The sequence below is a fragment of the Caballeronia sp. dw_19 genome (assembly GCF_018449515.1).
In the GTDB taxonomy this organism is placed as follows: domain Bacteria; phylum Pseudomonadota; class Gammaproteobacteria; order Burkholderiales; family Burkholderiaceae; genus Caballeronia.
This window is the reverse complement of record NZ_JAAVUQ010000007.1, coordinates 303486-321064: the sequence shown is the minus strand read 5'-3', so window position 1 is coordinate 321064 and position 17579 is coordinate 303486. Positions and strand designations below refer to the sequence as shown.

Below are 17579 nucleotides of genomic sequence, written 5' to 3'. Positions count from 1 at the left end.
GTCATGGCTGGATGCGATGATGCCGTTCATCCTCCAGCACAAGCGCATGTTGGATACCCGGGCGACCATCTGTGCCGGCGTGCTATCGGCAGCAACACGGCGGTTCGCTCGAGCTTCCCGGGCTCGACGGTTTACGCGACAACTAAAGCCGCTGTGGCGACCATGGTGAAGGGCATCGCGCTCGATCTCGCGCCGCGCCGGATCATCGTGAACAACATCCAGCCAGGTCCGATCGAGACCGACATCACCGCCGGCATGATCTCGCGGCTTGCCGAGATGGTGCCGCTGCGGCGCGTGGGGCAGCCCACCGAGATCGCGGCACTTGTTTCCTATCTCGCGAGCGAAGAGGCCACATACATGACGGGGTCCAGCCTGACGATCGATGGAGGTTTTGCGTTGTGACCGGAGCAGTATCAGGCGATTTTTTATGTTGGAGAAAATGTTCCGAAAGGGCTTGGTTATCGTCGCCGCGCCGCTCGCTTTGACCGGTTCACCTGCTTGACGATCTGATCGACCTCGCTCAAGGAAAGCGGGCCTGACGCAGGCGGGCTTCATGAACCGCCTGTTCGACAACATAAAGCCGCGTGACGGGGCCGAGTCAACGCTGCCTCGGCTCCCGCATCCCTCTTTGCAATGGATCCTCCCGGTCTTCAATGCTTGAGGCAGGTGTCGGCGTTCTTCCAGGTGCAGGTGTCAAGGCCGGTGTGGATGACCGGCTTCACCGTCTTTCCTTGCGCGAGGTCACGCATGACCATCGCTGCCTGATAGCCCATTTCTTCCGGCCGCTGGCCAACGAGGACATTGACCTTGTGATCCTTGAGAGCCTGCAGTTCCGGTCCGAGCGTATCGGCCGAGACGATCACGAACTTGCCGCTCTGGATCTTGTCCATGATAGGAGCTACGACTTGCGAATAGGCCTGCGGCGCAAACAGCGCCCAGCCGCCCTCGAGCGCGAAGGCATCGAGACCGGTGGCGTTGGCGGTCAGCGTGTCCTGCATCATCTGGTTCGCCTTGGCGGCGTCGTCGTTCACGTAGAGCGGGCAGGCGCTGATCTCATGCCAACCGTTTTCTCCCGAGAGCTTCGCGATTCCCTTCTTGCCGGAGAGCGCGTCGCGCGTACCCTGGGCGCGCTGGTTGATGTTCTCGGCCGCCGGATTGCCCATGACAAGGCAGACATTCCCGCCCTTCGGCATCAACAACTTCAACTGCTCGCCGAGCTTGACGCCCAGTTCATAATTGTCGGTGCCGACGTAGGTTTTTCGGAGCGAGGCGTCCTTCGGCAACAAATCGGCATCTGCGGTGATGACCGGGATCGTCACATTGCGGCGGCGCAACTCTTCGGCCACGGCCGGGGCGTTCGCGGGCGAGATCGCCATCCCCGACACGCCCTTGGTCAGAAGGTCGTCAATGATTTGCACTTCAGCGCTTTCGTCCGCCGCCGTCGCGGGACCGGTGTAGTAGCACGTATAGCCCTGGTTTTTGAGTTCCTTGTTCGCCCGCTCGCATCCCTGATGCATGAGGTCGAAGTAGGGGTTGTCGAGTCCCTTTACCACCAGCGCCAGGGTCTTATCGGCTGCGAAGGCGGAAGAGGAGGCCAGCATGGCAAGCCCTCCGATCGCAGCAAGACACATCAACATTTTCTTCATTGTTGCCTCCGGTCCCATGCCAAGCTGTCGGCGTGGGCTCTACGGTGCCCATGTCTGCTTGCACGATTGTCGTAATAATCGCAAGGAAAGCCCGTGTCCGCGCTTTATCCTTCCCGCAGAACCTCGCGTTTCTGAACCCCAGCGTCCGGCAGTTCCGCATCTTGTCCGGCCGTCCCTCCAGGCACCGGCCGTATCGCGGCTAGTGCCCCCGAAGACATTTCAATCTCCTTGCCGCTCGCCGCCGAGCCGGTTAAACAGCACGGCGACGATGATGAATGCACCCACGACCGTCCCCTGCCAGAACGAGTCGACGCCGAGCAGGATCAGGCTATTGCGGATGACTTCGATAAGTGCGGCGCCGACGACGGTCCCGAAGGCGCTGCCGATGCCGCCCATGAGATTGGTGCCGCCGATCACGGTCGCGGCGATCACGCGCAATTCGTCGCCGGTGCCAAGGCCGGTTGTCACCGCGCCGAGCCAGCCGACTTCGAGGATCGCCGCGACGCCCGCCATGAGGCCGGCGAGCACATAGACGGAACAGATGATGCGACGCACCGGAACGCCGGTGAGTCTCGCCGCATGGCGGTTGCCGCCGACCGCGAAGACGTAGCGGCCCCAGCGCGTCCACGCAAAAGCGAACCAGAAAAGCACGGCGAGGACAATCAGGAACCACACCGGATTGGCGAGGCCGAAGGTCTTGCCGCCGCCGAGCGCAAGGAGCTTGCTGCCGTCGGGACCGAAATCGAAAATCGTCCGGCTGCCGGAGAACACCAGCGCGAGGCTGCGGCCAACGCTCAGCATGCCGAGCGTCACGACGAAAGGCTGCATGTCGAGATAGGCGATAAGCAGACCGTTCACGAGGCCGACGAGTCCTGCGGTCAAGAGCCCCATGCCGATGCCGGCCCAGATCGGGTAGCCGGCATTCATGACCACCGAGAGGACGATACCGCTCAAGCCGATAGTCGAGCCGACCGAAATGTCGATGCCGCCCGTGATGATCACGGCCATCATGCCAAGCGCGACGATTGCGACAAAGGCGAAGTTGCGCGTGACGTTGAAGAGGTTCTGCTGCGTCGCAAAGGTCGAGGTGACGAACGAGAGCACGATACAGGCGACGATGGTGGCGAGCACCACCCAGAACACCTGGCTCGCCATCAGCCCCGTCCAGCGGGTATGGGTGCTCGCGGCTTGCGGGTTATCCAGCAATGCCGACATTGGCGTAGGCCGTTCCTGCGGATCGTTCAATTTCGGACTCCCATGCGAGTCAGGGTCAGGTTCAGTTCAGGCGGTGGCGATCGCTCCGGTGATGAGCGCAGTCACTTCTTCCGGTGAGGACGCTTCGGTCTTCTTGTCCGCGACCTTGTGCCCGCGCCGCATCACGATCACGCGGTCGGCGACGGTGAAAACGTCAGGCATGCGGTGGCTGACGAGAATGACCGCGATGCCATGTTCGGACAGCCGTTTGATGAGGCTGAGCACCTCCGCCACCTGCCGGACGCTGATTGCCGCAGTCGGTTCATCCATGATGACGAGCCGCGCCTCGGAGAGGCGCGTGCGAGCGATCGCCACGGCCTGCCGCTGGCCTCCTGACATCTGCCTGACGAGATCGAGCGGGCGCGTCTCGGATTTGAGTTCTTTGAAGAGTTCGCCGGCGCGCCGGTACATGGTCGCGTGATCGAGAATGCGGATGGGCCAGAAACCGAGCCGTGGCTCACGGCCGAGGAAGACATTTGCCGCCGCCGTGAGGTTGTCGCAGAGCGCGAGGTCCTGATAGACGACTTCGATACCCTGAGCGCGGGCGTCAACCGGCTTGCCGAAATGCACCTGCTTGCCGTCGATGAGGATTTCGCCATGCGACGGGGGAAAGTTACCGGCGATTACTTTCACCAGCGTCGATTTCCCGGCGCCGTTGTCTCCCATGAGCCCGACCACCTGGCCCGGCTCCAGACTCAACGTCACACCGTTCAGGGCGCGAATGGCGCCGAAGTGTTTGGAAACGTCTCTGAGTTCCAGAAGACTCATGAATTATTGTGCTCGCTCCAGTGGAGGCGCCCATTTCTTCGGCTGGGCGACTGGTCGATATGTTCCAGCCAGCATTTTTTTATAGCACAACGGTGTCTTTTGGCAAGCAAGCCTCCTTGGTTACCGGGTTTACCTGCGGCTCGATGGGGACCAGCCCGCGTTGTGATGAGGGCGGTTTGCCAGTCATCCAGTCGGCGATAACGTCCCCGTATTCGGAATGTGAGCGAGCCATGACCAGGATTCTCCACGTTCGTCCTTGCTCCAGTAGTCGGATACAGGGTTCTTGAAAGGAGCGTCCCGACGATTATCAGCATGCGACTGCACGTCACTGACGTATCGCCATCCAATCGTCTGAGCTGGCGTCCGCGCGGGATAAGCTCGGACAAGTGGCACGTAGAAGTTATTTTTTCAATCGCTGCCCACGCCGCCGATAGTGCCTTCGTTGCCCTGAGCCGGCAGGTTCTGTATGGTGGATCAACAGATGCAGCGCGCCCGCGTGCATGACACCACGGATACCGAATGACTTCTGAAGCAGACACTCGTGTCGACACACCAACCGCATCAACATCCCCGATACGAACCGATGTCCTGATCGTCGGCGCAGGACCCGTAGGTCTCTTTGCGGCATTCGAGGCGGGGGTGGTTGGGTTATCGTGTCAGATCGTGGATACGCTCGAACGGATCGGCGGGCAATGCATCGAGTTGTACCCCGACAAGCCCATCTACGATATCCCCGCGATTCCATCATGCACGGCACGCGAACTCGTCGACCGGCTCATGGAGCAATGCCGTCCGTTCAACGTGCCAATTCATTTAGGTCAACGAGTCGAAACCGTACAGCAGCGCGAAGACGGCCGATGGACGGTCACGACAGGCCAGGGCCTCATATTCGATACCGCCGCGATTATGCTGGCCGCCGGGAACGGCGCGTTCGTACCGCAGCGTCTTGCCCTTCCCGAAGCGACACCCCTTGAAGATAGCCACGTCCACTACAGCGTGCGAAATCTCGCCGATTTCGCCGATAAGACCGTGATAGTCGCCGGCGGCGGCGACTCCGCGCTTGATTGGGCGCTGGCCTTGCGCCAAGTCGCGCGCCGGGTAGTACTGGTGCATCGGCGCAATGGGTTCAGCGCGGTGGCATCGAGTGTCGATGAGATGAGGCGCGCGGTCGATGCGGGAGAAATGGAGTTCATGGTGGGTTCTATCGCCGCGCTGGCTGCCCCCGAAAACAAGCTGGCATCGATCGAGATCCGGCAGATTGGCGGCACCGCGCAGATCGATGCGGATCATCTCGTGGTGCTGTACGGTCTGGTCGCCGACCTTGGACCGATCGCGAACTGGGGTTTGAAAATTGTCGGCGGCCGGGTCGATGTGGATACGTCGAACTACGAAAGCTCGCGACCGGGAATCTTCGCAGTGGGGGACATTGCGAATTATCCGAACAAGCAAAAGCTGATTCTTTCGGGCTTTCATGAAGCGTCGCTGGCGCTGAGGAAGGCCTACACGTACGCGTATCCTGACAAGAAGCGGGTGCATGTCCATTCCAGCTACGACGCCGGTTTGGCCGAGCGCATTGCGACGGGTTCGGCGCATCAGGAGTGAGTCGCGCGGTGGCCGAGCCGAACGTCGAAGCGCGAGTGATGGCAGGCGCGGCTGCTTTTCTCGATATGAGCGATCGGCAGCGGCGTGCCCGGGCACGGTACAAGCGCCCGAGCGTTTCCAGTTGCTCGCCAGGCCCGCTGGAATAAACTGCAAGTGCCTACGTCCATACCCGCCACGCAGCACCCTTTTCAGGGAGCGTTGCATGATCACTCTCTTTTCATACCCGGAACTGTACGGTATCGAAGACAACAATCCGTATGGTCTGAAGGTATTCGTATTCCTCAAACTCTGCGGTGTACCTTTCGAGCATCGGCATATCGTCGATACAAAATCCGCGCCTCGCGGACAGCTTCCCTACGTGACCGACGACCAGGAATCGATTGGCGACAGCGACGCCATCATCGCTTATCTGAAGCGGAAGTACGGCTTGGCTATCGACCACGCATTGACACCCATCCAGCAGAACCTGGACTTTTTGATCGGGCGCGCGCTCGACGATCTGTATTGGGTCATGTCGTATTCACGCTGGAGCGATCCGCGTTTCTGGCCGGTCTTCAAGGACGCGTTCATGTCGGCACATCCGGGCATTACGGCAGACAGTCTCGACGCGGCAAGACAATACAACTTCGAGCGGTATCGATATCAAGGCATCGGCCGTTTTGAAACCAGTGAGGTCTATGCGCGCGGTGTCGCCGATTTGCAGGTGATTTCGAACCTGCTTGACGACAGTGAATTCCTGTTCGGCGCGCAGCCGACAACTGTCGACGCCAGCGTTTATGGTTTCGTGGCAAACATCTTTTTCTACGATATAGACACGCCGCTCAAGCAGTTTGTTTTGACACGACCTGAGCTTGTGCGGCACTGCCAGGCAGTACGTGCAGCGATCGCCAAACCCGCGTGACTACGACGCGTACCGGAGCAATTTGGCGCCAAGCGCTTCGGGCGCGCTGATCATTGCGTCGTGTCCGGTTTCTATCTCGTCCCACGCCCAGTCTGCTTGAGCACGCACGAAGTCGCGGCTGGTTTGCAACGGCGCGTACACCGGATCGACACACTGGATGTACACCTTCGGGATGGTGCCACCCACGGGTCCGTTGAGCGTTATGGGGTCATCGAAGGTCTTCAGCGGATGCGGCGTGCAGTTGCGTTCCAGCAGCGCCACCTGGGCGGGTTCGAACACACCGAATGCACTTGCGGGCGGCACCGGTATGGAGACGCCTCCGCTCGTTTCGTTCGATTGCGCGATGCGTTGCGCCACGATCTCGGGCGCGAGCCGGGAGAACGCCGTTTGTCCGTGTTCGAGCACGACGGCATCAAGAAAGACAAGGTGTCGGATGCGCTGAGGCACGCGATCCGCCGCGCCGGTGATCGGCAGTCCGCCAAAACTGTGGCCGACCAGAACGACGTTGGTCAGGTCTTCGTACTCGAGGACATTGACGACGTCCTGGATGAAGACGCTGAGATCAATCGTCTTCGAAAGCAGGTGCGCACGTTCACCAAGGCCGCTGAGCGTAGGGGTAAAGACCCGATGCCCGTGCGCGCGCAAGATTCGGGCGACGGCATTCCAGCACCATCCGCCGTGCCAGGCGCCGTGAACCAGTACGTAGGTCGCGCCTTCGCGGGCAGTGGTTGCATCGAACAGATTGTCTGGGGTGGTCAAGTTCGTCTCCGTCTTCGCTTCTATCGGTAAGGCGTTGCGCAGCGCGATCGTTTCAGCCGCGTCGAGACGCAAATAGTACGCGCAACGCCGTGCTCGATGTGCGGTCGCCAATTCGCTTGCGAAGGCTTTTAACCGGCGCCACCATAAGACGAGACCTGCCGATCGAATCGAAGGGAATCCACATGAATATTCGTCTTATCAGTGCATTCGCCGCCGCTCTCGGGCTCATGCTCTCCACCGGCGCTGAAGCGCGGACATTTGTTGTCTACGCCAGACCGGCTATGGTCTATGTACCGCCGTCGCGGCCTGTCCATTACACCGTCCCGGTTCAGCCGAGCGATGTCGCGGCGGCTCCTGTCGTAGCGGTTTCCGTAACGGCGCGAAGCGGGTGCTCTATGTGCCGGTACAGCGCAGTTACGCTGCCGTGCCTGCGGCGAACGTAAGGTATGCACAACCCATTGTCACGGTTCCGGTCGCCGGTATCCAATGAGCGAGTCGACGTTTTCGGCTCGGTAGCCGTGATTGGCGCGGCGGCAATTGAAGCGCAACGAGGCGAAGAACACGTTCGCCTGGGCGCGGTTGACGCATTATCGAAGAGCGTGGGACGTGCATCTGCGTCCGGCGATGAGTGCGGCGTTTATCCCTCTGGAGGAGGTGATCCATGTGCGTTCATTCGATGTGTTCTTTGTCGCGGCGGCGCGCTCTGTTCGCCGGTGTGGCGTCCGCGACCCTCGCTGCATTTTCGCTGCACGATGCGCGTGCAGATCAGGCTTCAACGGGACCTGCTCCCAACGCGATTGCCCCCTCAGATGCGCTTGCTCGCCTGCTGCAGGGCAACAATCGATATGCCGCCAATATGCCTGAAAACAAGGACTATTCCGCTGGCCGGGCGGCGCGAGTTACGGCGCAATATCCCATTGCGGCGATTGTCGGTTGCGCGGATTCGCGGGTTTCGCCCGAATTGGCGTTCGATCAAGGCCCGGGTGATCTGTTCGTCGTAAGGGTCGCTGGCAATTTCGTCAACGACGACGGACTCGCTAGCCTGGAATACGGGGTGAAGTTCCTGGGTGTACCGTTGATCCTGGTGCTCGGACACACACATTGCGGCGCAGTCTCCGCCGCAGTCAAGGCGATCCGCGAACATGCCGTCTTGCCGGGGCATTTGCCCGAACTGGTCAGGGCGATCAGGCCGGCCGTCGAGATTGCCAGGATGCACGGGCACGGCGATCTGGTGGCGGACGCCACTATCGAAAATGTGCGGCTGAACGCCAACCGGTTGAGGGTCTCGAAGCCGCTGATCGGAGAGTATGTGAGGGCGGGCAAGGTGCAAGTGGTCGGAGCGATCTACGATCTCGCTTCGGGGAAGGTCCGGGTGATCGATTGACGTGATTGCCCGCGTTTAAGCCGGTCAGCGATCGGTCAGCGATGGGTTGGCAATCGTCCGGGCACCAGCCGAGCGGAGGATCCCATGAACCGTGGGCGTGATAATCGTATGCCAGAGCAATTAGTGCTACCGGGATTAGACGCAAGGCCCGCGCCGCGACCGGTTGAGCGTCATCACCTGTTCTTCGCGATTGTGCCGGACCCGGATACCGCCATGTGTATCGAGCGGTTGGTGCAGCGTCTGCGTGTCGAACATGGCTTGAAGGGAAAGCCGCTTCCGACTGCGCACTTCCACGTGACATTGCATTCTATCGGTGTCCACGATACGTTTTTTGAGCGTGTCGCATCGTGGGCGCAAGCCACTGCTTCCACCATTTCGATGCCCGTGTTCGATGTTGCGTTTGATCACGCCGGCTGCTTTCACCGGACGGCGCGCGACCGGCCCGTCGTACTGCTTGGAAGCGACGGCGCCGGTGCGCTGAGGGAATTCCGCGGCGTTCTCGGCGCCACGTTGGCGAGGGCCGGATTGAATCTGAAACCGTCAGGCTTCACGCCACATCTGACCTTGCTTTACGACAAGCACGAAGTCGTCGAACGAACGATCGAACCAGTCCGCTGGACCGCGCGCGAGTTTGTTCTCGTAGATAGCAGGGTTGGTAAAACGCAGCATGTGCAGCTTGCGCGATGGCCACTTATGACATGAGTCAAGTCGTGGGTTGTAGCCTTGATCCTGACGCGGCTACTTACCAGTCCGCTGCTCGCGTTAAGCGCAACGCCTTAACTCACGTTGAAATGCACACGCACGTCCTGATGACTCTCCACGGGATGTCCGCCTTGCATCGCGGGGAAAAACCGCCATTTGCGCAGCGTTTCAAGCAGTAATGCGTTCAGGCGAGGGTTTTGCGTCGGCTTCGAAAGTTCTACTTCAATTGTTCCATCCGCGTGGATATCGAAACGCGCGACTGCGACCACCTGATAGGCATCCTCACGAAGATCGTCGGGAAGAGAAGGCATTGGCTGACTGATGACGCGTGCGGCGGAGCCCGCTGACGCAGCCGCTGTATTGCTTGTTGATGCAGAAGATGACGACGCTGTTACAGCTGCCGTGGATGTTGCTGCGGGGCTTGCTTCCGGCGGCGCTGACGGCGCAGCTTGGTCTGTTTTCACCATCATGGGTTCCGGGGACGGACGCTGGATTTCGCGCGGTTTCACCACTCGGACGGGCGCTGGATCTCGTCGTGCGTGCGCTTGCGGGGTGGGCGCCGCAGCGGGCGCCGAAGGGGCGGTGGCACGTGTATTTGTGGAGGGCGCGGCCAATTCGACTAGACGCATTTCCATAGTCGCTTGTACCGGGGCGGCGGGGCTTGGCAGAGGTCGCAAGAGCGGGTTCACGATCTGGGTCAGCAGAAGCGCCCAAAGCACAAACGCAATCAGAAGGGCCGCGCCGAATCTGAGTCGAGACGCACCCATCAGATCTTCCCGTCGTCCCATCCCGCTACTCACGACGTATTGCGATCAGGAAATGCTCCGCGCCCGCGCGGCGCGCGGCCAGCATGGCCTGAACGACCGCTCCTTGTGCCGCGGCGTCGTCCGCGGCAATGACCACGTTCCGGTCCGGTTTGAGAAGCCGCCTCACGCCGGCTTCCACCTGATCGAGACGCACGGGCTGGCGGTCGAGAAAGATCGTGTTCGTGCGATCGACCGCCAGGGTCAACGGCTGATCCTCGGACATCTGCTGCGCCTGTCCCGACGGCAAATCGACCTTGACGGCATCCAGCCGTTGCATGGCCAGCGACGCCAGCATGAACGTGGCGAGCAAAAAGAACATCACGTCGATCATCGGAATGATCTCGATGCGCCCACGCCTGGACGCCCGCGAGCGCCGGAACTTCATCGCGAGTCTCCGGTTATCGATTCGGCGCTTTCGGCCTTGAGTCGAATCTCGCTCAGGCGCTCGTTGGCGTGCACTTCGAGATCATCGATCAGGCGTTCAAGGCGTCGCGAGAAATAGTTGAACGCGAAAAGCGCGAACAACGCGACGACCAATCCGATCGCTGTCGCCACGAGCGATTGCGCCACGCCACCGGTCACACCGCCAGGATTAACCAGGCCGTTGCCGCCGAATAGCTGGAACGAATGCATCATTCCGACAATGGTCCCCAGCAGCCCGAGCAAGGGCGCGGCCGTCACGATAGTCTCCAACACCCAGAACCCACGGCTCATGTCCCGTTCGATACGCGTTGCCGCCGATTGCGCACGGGCTTCGACCAGCCATAATGGTGTTCCGGCCGGCGCTATCACGGTTGCATCCAGGCGGCTGAACGCGTGTTGTGCCGGCAGCGTGTGGGTGCCGGTTCCAGGCTGGCTTGCAAATCGGATGAACACATACGCGCGATCGATTACGATAGCGATCGCCAGCACGGCAAGAAGCGTGAGCGGGTACACCACCCAGCCACCCACCTTTGCCGCGGCAGTAATACCTGCCCAATCCTGCATGATAAAAGCCTTTTGTTAAGTTATCCGATATATCAGAAATTCTTCGTGATACCCGCATACACGGCAATGTGTGGGCCATACTGCGGTGCGCCCACGCCAATGCCCGATCCGTCGCGCAACTCGTAGACGCGGTTGAACGCGTTGATAAGCAGCAGGCGCGCGTCGAACTTGCCGATCAGCGGTTCGTTGAAGTTGAAGTGATGAATCACGCCGAGGTTTACCTGCGTGTACACAGGAAGCCGGTCCGTGTTGGCGAAGCCGCTGCGCAAACCGCTACCCACGATGCCGTCGAAGGTGAAGGTGGTCTTGCCCAACTGGTAAGCGCCGCCGAACGAGGCGGTCACGCGCTGGTCGTGATCGAGGAACACGTAGTGATTGCTGATGAAAGCAAGTTCGCTGGCGTCGAAATTAAACTGTGCCGAGTCGATATCCTTGCCCTGTGCGCGGCTGAACGCGACGTTCACGTAGGCCGAGACATTGCCCTGTTTATAGTTGCTGGTGAATTCGACCCCGTACACGCGGCCGTATTTATAGTTGAACGGCGTGAAGATCAGCGCAGTGCCGAATTGCCCTTCATCGAGCAGGTTCGTCGATTTCTTGTAGTACGCGTCAACGCCTACCGTGAGAGTCGAGCTCAGCCGCTGCGTGACGCCAAGATCAAAATAGTCGCTGCGTTCCGGCTGCACCGGATCGTTCTGGGTCGATGTCTGGGCAGTCGTACCAGCGAAGCGCGCGATATCTTCGCCCGATACAAGCTCGAACGCGGGCGGCGTGAAGTAACGGGAATAGCCGGCATGCACCGTGGTTGAAGGTGTCAATGCATAGACGAGACCCACACGCGGACTTAGCTGGCTTGCGCTCACGTACTCGTCCATCTTGTCGTAGCGCAGGCCGTAGTTGACCGTGAGTTTATCGGTCAGTTTCCACTCGTCCTGAACGTATGCGCTATACAGATACCCCGTCTTGCTGCTCGAATCAGGCACATTGAACGGCTGATCGGAGAGCTGGTTACCGTCGGCATCGGCGGGGAAGACGCTCAGGTTATTGTTGAAAATCGCATGTTCCTGCTGGAACGAAATGCCTGCGCGAAGCGTGTGTTTCTCGTTGAGCCGGTAGGTCGTATCCGCTTGCACGCCGTTGGCGCTGTCACTGTGGAAATCATTCGCCGCCACGCCGTTGAACAGCAGGTCGCCCACCGGGTCCGGATTGAATTGCGTGCGCGAATAGCGCGTAAAGAGCGCGACCTGATAGTCCAGCGCGCCGCCGTTTGTACCTTGCAGGGCGACGACCGCGAACTCGTTGAGCTCGGACTGTGTCTCGTTGAGCTGGCTCGAATCGAACGTGGTGTTGCCATTCAAGGTGAAGGCGGTTGGCAAGCCCGGCGTATTGGGAATCTGGAACTGATTGCTGGTCGTGCCGAACATCAGGCTCACGCGCGTGAGCGGATTAATGATGTAGGACATGAGGCCGAACGCATCGCCCTGGCGCGTGTGATCGTGAATCGGGCTGGCGCTTGAAGTCGGATTCTCGATGCCGAGATTGTTCTCGCCCAGTGAGCCGCTGAAATAGTAGCTGAAGGGTCCCTGGCTGCCGAAGACGTCGGCGCTGGTCTTGATGGTCTGGTGACTGCCGCCGAAGACATCGATGGAGCCGCCGTTGCCCTGGTCGCCGTTCTTCGTATGAATATCGACAATACCCGCCGTGCGATCGCCGTATTGAGCGGGCAATGCGCCGGTCAACAGATTGAGCTGATCGATAATGCGCGTATCCAGCGACTGGCCGAAGCCGCTGATCGGCTCTGGAATGATGATGCCGTTGATACGGTATTGGAGGTTCGCGTGGTCGCCGCGCACGTGCAACTGGCCGTACGAGTCGCTCGCCACGCCGGGCGCTTGCAGCAGCACCTGATTGAGCGGCGTGTCCTGTCCGGCGGGGAGGGTATCGATATCCGCCTGGCTGAAGCGATACACGGTGCTGCCCGTTTCCGGCAGCAGGCCGTTGCGTGCGCGATCGAGCCGTTTCGCATTGACCTGCACATCGATCGCGTCGCTTTTGCTGAGCGCCACGGACACGGATGCATCCACGCCCTCGCTCGCCGTCGCGATGCTGCTGCCGCTTGCGTAGCCCGGCGCAGCAACAACGACTGCATAGGTTCCCGGCGCGACATGATGGACAGAGAAGTGTCCCGCCGCATCCGTGCTCGTGGCGCCGACGGACGCGCCACTGGCGTCTTGCAGGGCAACGCTGGCATTGGCGACGGGTTTGCCGGCACTATCGGTGACGGAGCCTGACACGGCGCCGTCCGAACCTGCGGCATAAGCCTGTCCGGCGGCGATCTGAGCGAACAGCAGTAAGGCCGCATGGGCGATGAGCGTACGATTTTTCATCGATTATTTTTCTGGATGGGTTGTGTTGGGTGTGCGCCGCCCGGCGATGTCGTACGGTCCTCGACGATTGACTTTAATTTGTAAAGAACGTAGTCCTAATCGATCCCGGGCAGGCACCGCGATGCAGGCATATCAAGCCGCGCGGCCAAGGTGGGGCCGCGGAACGCCAGACGGATAAAAAGTTCTACAAGTTACGAATGCAATGTTATAACATTCGTAACCAATTGTGCGAGAACTTTTTGGACGGAAAAAATGAACAAGCTACCGGTCACTGTTTTGTCGGGCTTCCTGGGCGCAGGAAAGACCACGTTGCTCAACCACATCCTGAACAATCGAGAGGGCAGGCGCGTGGCGGTGATCGTCAACGACATGAGCGAGGTCAATATTGACGCCGCGCTGGTTCGCGACGGCGGCGCGGAACTGGCGCGCACGGACGAAAAGCTGGTCGAAATGAGCAACGGCTGCATTTGCTGCACGCTGCGCGAAGATCTCTTGCTGGAGGTGAACCGGCTTGCAAAGGAAGGGCGCTTTGACTATCTCGTGATTGAATCGACCGGGGTTTCCGAGCCGCTGCCGGTGGCCGAAACCTTTACGTTCGCCGACGAGCAAGGCCAAAGCCTGTCCGATGTCGCGCGTCTGGACACCATGGTGACGGTGGTGGACGCTTTCAATTTCCTCAAGGACTACAGCTCTGCGGACAGCCTGCAAACGCGGGGCGAATCGATGGGCGAGGAAGATACGCGCACGGTCGTTGACCTGCTGGTCGAGCAGGTCGAGTTCTGCGATGTGATCGTTTTGAACAAGGTGGACCTGGTGGGAGACGTGGACCGCAGGCGCCTCATGACGATCCTGAAAGGACTGAATCCGCGGGCAAGGATCGAGATCGCGAAGTTCGGCAAGCTGGGGCTGGACAAGGTGCTGAATACCCGTCTGTTCGACTTCGATGAAGCGTCCAAAGCGCCCGGCTGGCTAAAGGAATTGCGTGGCGAGCACACGCCAGAGACCGAGGAATACGGCATCACGCACTTCGTTTATCGCGCGCGCCGGCCGTTTCATCCCGAGCGTTTCTGGCAACTGATCACGAGTAACTGGCCGGGCGTGGTGCGCTCCAAAGGATTCTTCTGGCTCGCCAGCCGGCCGACTTATGTAGGGTCCTGGTCGCAGGCGGGAGGCGTATGCCGGCACGGCGGGATGGGAATGTGGTGGGCAGCCGTACCGAAAGCCTATTGGCCGGAAGATGCCGAATCGCTGAAATCGATTGATGACGACTGGGACCCTCAGGTCGGAGATGCGCGACAAGAGTTGGTGCTGATCGGCATCGATATGGACGAGATGGCCTTACGCGCGCGCCTGGATGCGTGCCTGCTCAACGACGTGGAAATGTCGCAGGGTCCACAAGCTTGGCAGCGATTTACGGACCCTTTTCCTGCGTGGGATCATGGCGATCAGAGCGCGGAATAAGCCGCAGCATGGGTCGCTATTAGCGTTAGAGCGTTAGCTGCCGCATGAGGGCAGTTCTGCCACTTGCAGCACTTCCCCCGTCGCTCCGCGCTCGACGAATGCCACTACGCCGTCATGGCCATCGGCCGAGGCATAGTCGCCGGTGATTGACGCGTGTCCGTCGACTATTCGGACCGGCCCGATCCAGTGCTGAACCACGCGGTCGTGATGCAGCGTGACGCCGGTGTTTTCGCCGCCCTTCACCGAGCTGACGAGCTGGTTTTCATATACGGCGGCGTACACGACTGCGTCGTCGGGAAGGTTCTTGCGAGCAGTGAATGCAGCGTCGAACGCGACATGGCCGGGCGCGGAAGGATGACCGTCAATGTGGATGTCGGCGAGTGGGGTTTCGCTATTCAACTGCTGAATGCGGGACTCGAAGCTCGCGTCGTTCGACCAGCTACGCAACTCGCGGCCGCCTACGAAAATCTCCGGCGTGTACACCACATGCGCGCCACCCGTGTAGGTCAGTTGTTGCTGTCGCGTGGTGAACGCGGCTTGCGCAAACCGATCCTTCCACGCCCCGCTATCCCAGTAATCCACATGAAGCTCCAGCGGCACGATGGTGCTGGTCTTGCGGGCATGATCGAGTTCACTCAACCAGTTATCGGCAGGCGGGCAACTGTTGCAACCCTCGCTTGTATAGAGTTCGACGAGCGCGGCGCGATGCTCGGGGCTCGATGCGCTGCATGCGTTAGCGGAGGCGGCGCTGGCAGCGGCGGCGGAGAAAGAAACGAGCAGCGCGGCAAGGGACAGGATCGATGAAGCACGCATGACGGACTCCGAGGGTAAAAGGAAGGATGCCGTTGACCGGGAGGCGGCTTGGCATGACTGCGGTCACGGTGCGTCATCGTGAAGGTTGATGAGCATCTGTATCTGTCCGCGGTTCAAGGCGGCCGAGCCGCCTGATCAAGAAGTCGCATAGCCTGATAGTTATTTCGGCGATCCGTAAAAACCGGTTACAGCCAGCGTGAAATTGCCTTGGGGCAGCCGCATACTCGTATGAAACGCATATAACACTGCGGTGAGAAGAATTCCCGGGGATAAGCCAAACCCCGAGCGCGTCGGGTCAGCGCACGGAAGATGCACTCAAGTCTCGGCCGACGTGTGTAACCGCATCGGAGGCTCAAGCGAACTATCGGCATCAACCCTGCGCCAACCGTCCCACGCGTCATGACTTAACTTGCGCCCCCGCGCCCCGTCAGGCACGCTGGCACAGCGCTACCCGCCAGCACCAAAGCTACCCCCAGCCGCAGTTCCCGACAGCATCAGGAGAACGCCATGACCCCGGACATTGCCGCACCTATTGAAGCCGGGCAGTTGCTGCCATTCCGCGAGTCGGTGCTGGCGATGCTTGGCGTATCGTTTGTAGCGATGCTGGTCGCCCTCGATCAGACCATTGTGGGGACAGCGCTGCCGCGTATCGTGGCTGATCTCAAGGGGTTCGACCTGTATGCGTGGGTGGCGACGTCCTACATGCTGACATCGGTCATCACCATCCCGATCTTCGGACGCTTGGGCGACTTGTTTGGCCGCAAGCCGTTTTTAATGGCCGCGATCATTCTCTTCACCATCGCGTCGATCATGTGCGGCATGGCTGCCAATATGCTCTTCCTCGTGATCGCGAGAGGCTTGCAAGGGATCGGCGGCGGCATCCTGGTGGGCACGATGTTCGCCACTGTCGCCGATCTTTTTCCCGACCCCAAGCTTCGCCTGCGCTGGCTGGTGTTTGTCAGTTCGGCGTTTGCATTGGCGAATATCGTTGGCCCGACGCTAGGCGGCGTGCTGACGCAGTACGGCGGATGGCGGCTCGTGTTTTTCGTCAATCTGCCGGTGGGCATCGTCTCGTTGTTGTTCGTGCGCGCTTTCCTGCCGCATCTCCGGAGGCCGCGTTCAGCCGTCCCAGTGAAACTGGATTGGGTCGGGGCGCTGGTACTGGCGTCAACATTTGGCGTGCTGCAACTGCTGATCGAATGGGTTCCGAATGACGGCATCACGCCCGTGACCTGCGTGCTGGGTTTTCTCACCTTAGCCGGCGCAGCGGTGCTGGTGTTCTGGGAAAAACGCATGACTTACCCGATCGTTCCCGTCGATATGCTGCTTGACCGAAAGCTCGCCGCGTTGTTCGCGATGTCCGTACTCGGTGGTTTCTCGCTCTTCTCGTTGGTCTTCTATGTGCCCTTGCTATTTCAAGGCGGTTTTGCGATGTCGCCGCATGACTCGGGCATGTTGATTACGCCGCTGCTGCTGGGTACGACCGTGGGCAGCGTGGTGAATAACCGGATTGTCACGCGCATCAGGCATGCAAACGGTGTGATGGTTATCGGCTTCGCGCTGTTTGCGTGCGCCGCGCTTTGTCTTGTCGCGATCACGGGGACCGTGCCTCATCTTGTGTGGATGGCCTGCATGGGCTTCAGCGGGATCGGACTCGGTCTGGTCGTATCGAACCTCACGCTCTTTTCGCAGCAACTTGTTGATCGCGACCATCTTGGTGCCGCGACGGCGCTGCTTCAATCGCTGCGGATGTTTGGCGGCATGCTTGGCACCGCCATGACGGGCGCGTTGCTCGGCCGCCTCTATACGAGTGGCGTGCATCGATCGCTGGACACGTATCAGGCGACGCAATGGTTCAAGTCATTCGCGAGTCCGGAGTTGCTGGTCGATCGTGCGGAACAGGCGGCGCTGATCGGTCGCCTGATCATGGCGGGTCAAGCCGGCGACGCGATGATGCGCTCAGCGCGTGGTGCGTTGATCGAATCGATACACGTGGGGCTCGGGCTGGCGGCCGCTGCGGCAATAGCGGGACTTTGTCTTGCATGGTTCGTGCCGCCGGTGCGGGTTGGTCGGCTGGATGCCGGGACGCGCAGCCGTTAAAAGCTTCAT

Annotated in this window: 16 protein-coding genes; 7 read left to right on the top strand and 9 right to left on the bottom strand. The window is 60.3% G+C overall.

Annotated elements, in window-relative coordinates:
• The first annotated feature begins 3 nt into the window (after nt 1-3).
• The gene (locus HB376_RS13320; protein WP_213764110.1) at nt 4-402 is read left to right on the top strand and encodes an SDR family oxidoreductase; all 399 of its coding nucleotides are present in this window, start codon (nt 4-6) and stop codon (nt 400-402) included.
• A gap of 248 nt (nt 403-650) precedes the next feature.
• Here HB376_RS13320 and HB376_RS13315 read toward each other — a convergent pair whose 3' ends face one another.
• The 3 genes from HB376_RS13315 to HB376_RS13305 form a co-directional block, all read right to left on the bottom strand.
• A complete protein-coding gene (locus HB376_RS13315; protein WP_213764109.1) occupies nt 651-1646 on the bottom strand; it encodes a sugar-binding protein in 996 nt (331 codons plus the stop codon).
• Between the two features lie 219 nt (nt 1647-1865).
• Nucleotides 1866-2861: an ABC transporter permease gene (locus HB376_RS13310; protein ID WP_213764108.1), complete on the bottom strand. Its 996-nt coding sequence runs from the start codon at nt 2859-2861 to the stop codon at nt 1866-1868.
• A gap of 66 nt (nt 2862-2927) precedes the next feature.
• Nucleotides 2928-3668, bottom strand: a complete 741-nt coding sequence (locus HB376_RS13305; protein WP_213764107.1) for an ATP-binding cassette domain-containing protein — start codon at nt 3666-3668, stop codon at nt 2928-2930.
• A gap of 519 nt (nt 3669-4187) precedes the next feature.
• Between HB376_RS13305 and HB376_RS13300 the strand changes: the two genes are divergently transcribed.
• Both HB376_RS13300 and HB376_RS13295 read left to right on the top strand, forming a co-directional pair.
• Nucleotides 4188-5270 (top strand): NAD(P)/FAD-dependent oxidoreductase, encoded by a 1083-nt coding sequence (locus HB376_RS13300; protein WP_213764106.1) that lies wholly within the window; start codon nt 4188-4190, stop codon nt 5268-5270.
• Between the two features lie 202 nt (nt 5271-5472).
• The gene (locus HB376_RS13295) at nt 5473-6171 is read left to right on the top strand and encodes a glutathione S-transferase C-terminal domain-containing protein (RefSeq protein ID WP_213764105.1); all 699 of its coding nucleotides are present in this window, start codon (nt 5473-5475) and stop codon (nt 6169-6171) included.
• Here the strand turns inward: HB376_RS13295 and HB376_RS13290 are convergent, their stop codons facing one another.
• Complete coding sequence (locus HB376_RS13290) at nt 6172-6930, bottom strand: alpha/beta fold hydrolase (RefSeq protein ID WP_218627239.1); 759 nt, start codon at nt 6928-6930, stop codon at nt 6172-6174.
• 661 nt (nt 6931-7591) lie between these two features.
• On the opposite strand from HB376_RS13290, the gene HB376_RS13285 reads away from it, so the two are divergent.
• Both HB376_RS13285 and thpR read left to right on the top strand, forming a co-directional pair.
• A complete protein-coding gene (locus HB376_RS13285) occupies nt 7592-8314 on the top strand; it encodes a carbonic anhydrase (RefSeq protein ID WP_213764104.1) in 723 nt (240 codons plus the stop codon).
• A 108-nt stretch (nt 8315-8422) separates the two neighbouring features.
• Nucleotides 8423-9016, top strand: a complete 594-nt coding sequence (gene thpR, locus HB376_RS13280) for an RNA 2',3'-cyclic phosphodiesterase (RefSeq protein WP_213764103.1) — start codon at nt 8423-8425, stop codon at nt 9014-9016.
• Nucleotides 9017-9090: 74 nt separating this feature from the next.
• On the opposite strand, the gene HB376_RS40955 is transcribed toward thpR, so the two are convergent.
• The 4 genes from HB376_RS40955 to HB376_RS13260 all read right to left on the bottom strand — a co-directional run bounded on the left by HB376_RS40955 (nt 9091) and on the right by HB376_RS13260 (nt 13196).
• Complete coding sequence (locus HB376_RS40955) at nt 9091-9327, bottom strand: energy transducer TonB (RefSeq protein WP_255631310.1); 237 nt, start codon at nt 9325-9327, stop codon at nt 9091-9093.
• A gap of 481 nt (nt 9328-9808) precedes the next feature.
• Nucleotides 9809-10207: a biopolymer transporter ExbD gene (locus HB376_RS13270; protein WP_213764101.1), complete on the bottom strand. Its 399-nt coding sequence runs from the start codon at nt 10205-10207 to the stop codon at nt 9809-9811.
• Nucleotides 10204-10809, bottom strand: a complete 606-nt coding sequence (locus HB376_RS13265) for a MotA/TolQ/ExbB proton channel family protein (protein ID WP_213764100.1) — start codon at nt 10807-10809, stop codon at nt 10204-10206. Before HB376_RS13265 ends, HB376_RS13270 begins: the two co-directional genes overlap by 4 nt.
• 32 nt (nt 10810-10841) lie before the next feature.
• Nucleotides 10842-13196, bottom strand: coding sequence for a TonB-dependent receptor (locus tag HB376_RS13260; RefSeq protein ID WP_213764099.1), 2355 nt, complete (start codon nt 13194-13196; stop codon nt 10842-10844).
• Between the two features lie 252 nt (nt 13197-13448).
• Between HB376_RS13260 and zigA the strand changes: the two genes are divergently transcribed.
• On the top strand, nt 13449-14657 hold the full coding sequence (gene zigA / locus HB376_RS13255; RefSeq protein WP_213764098.1) for a zinc metallochaperone GTPase ZigA: 1209 nt from the start codon (nt 13449-13451) through the stop codon (nt 14655-14657).
• 33 nt (nt 14658-14690) lie between these two features.
• Here zigA and HB376_RS13250 read toward each other — a convergent pair whose 3' ends face one another.
• Nucleotides 14691-15470, bottom strand: a complete 780-nt coding sequence (locus HB376_RS13250; protein ID WP_213764097.1) for a DUF1223 domain-containing protein — start codon at nt 15468-15470, stop codon at nt 14691-14693.
• 507 nt (nt 15471-15977) lie between these two features.
• On the opposite strand from HB376_RS13250, the gene HB376_RS13245 reads away from it, so the two are divergent.
• The gene (locus tag HB376_RS13245; protein WP_213764096.1) at nt 15978-17570 is read left to right on the top strand and encodes an MFS transporter; all 1593 of its coding nucleotides are present in this window, start codon (nt 15978-15980) and stop codon (nt 17568-17570) included.
• Nucleotides 17571-17579 lie beyond the last annotated feature (9 nt).

What these genes read in the sequence shown, in the direction of transcription:
- HB376_RS13320 (WP_213764110.1), top strand. Translation starts at nt 4, where the DNA reads ATGGCTGGATGCGATGATGCCGTTCATCCTCCAGCACAAGCGCATGTT.
- HB376_RS13315 (WP_213764109.1), bottom strand. Translation starts at nt 1,646, where the DNA reads ATGAAGAAAATGTTGATGTGTCTTGCTGCGATCGGAGGGCTTGCCATG.
- HB376_RS13310 (WP_213764108.1), bottom strand. Translation starts at nt 2,861, where the DNA reads ATGTCGGCATTGCTGGATAACCCGCAAGCCGCGAGCACCCATACCCGC.
- HB376_RS13305 (WP_213764107.1), bottom strand. Translation starts at nt 3,668, where the DNA reads ATGAGTCTTCTGGAACTCAGAGACGTTTCCAAACACTTCGGCGCCATT.
- HB376_RS13300 (WP_213764106.1), top strand. Translation starts at nt 4,188, where the DNA reads ATGACTTCTGAAGCAGACACTCGTGTCGACACACCAACCGCATCAACA.
- HB376_RS13295 (WP_213764105.1), top strand. Translation starts at nt 5,473, where the DNA reads ATGATCACTCTCTTTTCATACCCGGAACTGTACGGTATCGAAGACAAC.
- HB376_RS13285 (WP_213764104.1), top strand. Translation starts at nt 7,592, where the DNA reads ATGTGCGTTCATTCGATGTGTTCTTTGTCGCGGCGGCGCGCTCTGTTC.
- thpR (WP_213764103.1), top strand. Translation starts at nt 8,423, where the DNA reads ATGCCAGAGCAATTAGTGCTACCGGGATTAGACGCAAGGCCCGCGCCG.
- HB376_RS40955 (WP_255631310.1), bottom strand. Translation starts at nt 9,327, where the DNA reads ATGCCTTCTCTTCCCGACGATCTTCGTGAGGATGCCTATCAGGTGGTC.
- HB376_RS13270 (WP_213764101.1), bottom strand. Translation starts at nt 10,207, where the DNA reads ATGAAGTTCCGGCGCTCGCGGGCGTCCAGGCGTGGGCGCATCGAGATC.
- HB376_RS13265 (WP_213764100.1), bottom strand. Translation starts at nt 10,809, where the DNA reads ATGCAGGATTGGGCAGGTATTACTGCCGCGGCAAAGGTGGGTGGCTGG.
- HB376_RS13260 (WP_213764099.1), bottom strand. Translation starts at nt 13,196, where the DNA reads ATGAAAAATCGTACGCTCATCGCCCATGCGGCCTTACTGCTGTTCGCT.
- zigA (WP_213764098.1), top strand. Translation starts at nt 13,449, where the DNA reads ATGAACAAGCTACCGGTCACTGTTTTGTCGGGCTTCCTGGGCGCAGGA.
- HB376_RS13250 (WP_213764097.1), bottom strand. Translation starts at nt 15,470, where the DNA reads ATGCGTGCTTCATCGATCCTGTCCCTTGCCGCGCTGCTCGTTTCTTTC.
- HB376_RS13245 (WP_213764096.1), top strand. Translation starts at nt 15,978, where the DNA reads ATGACCCCGGACATTGCCGCACCTATTGAAGCCGGGCAGTTGCTGCCA.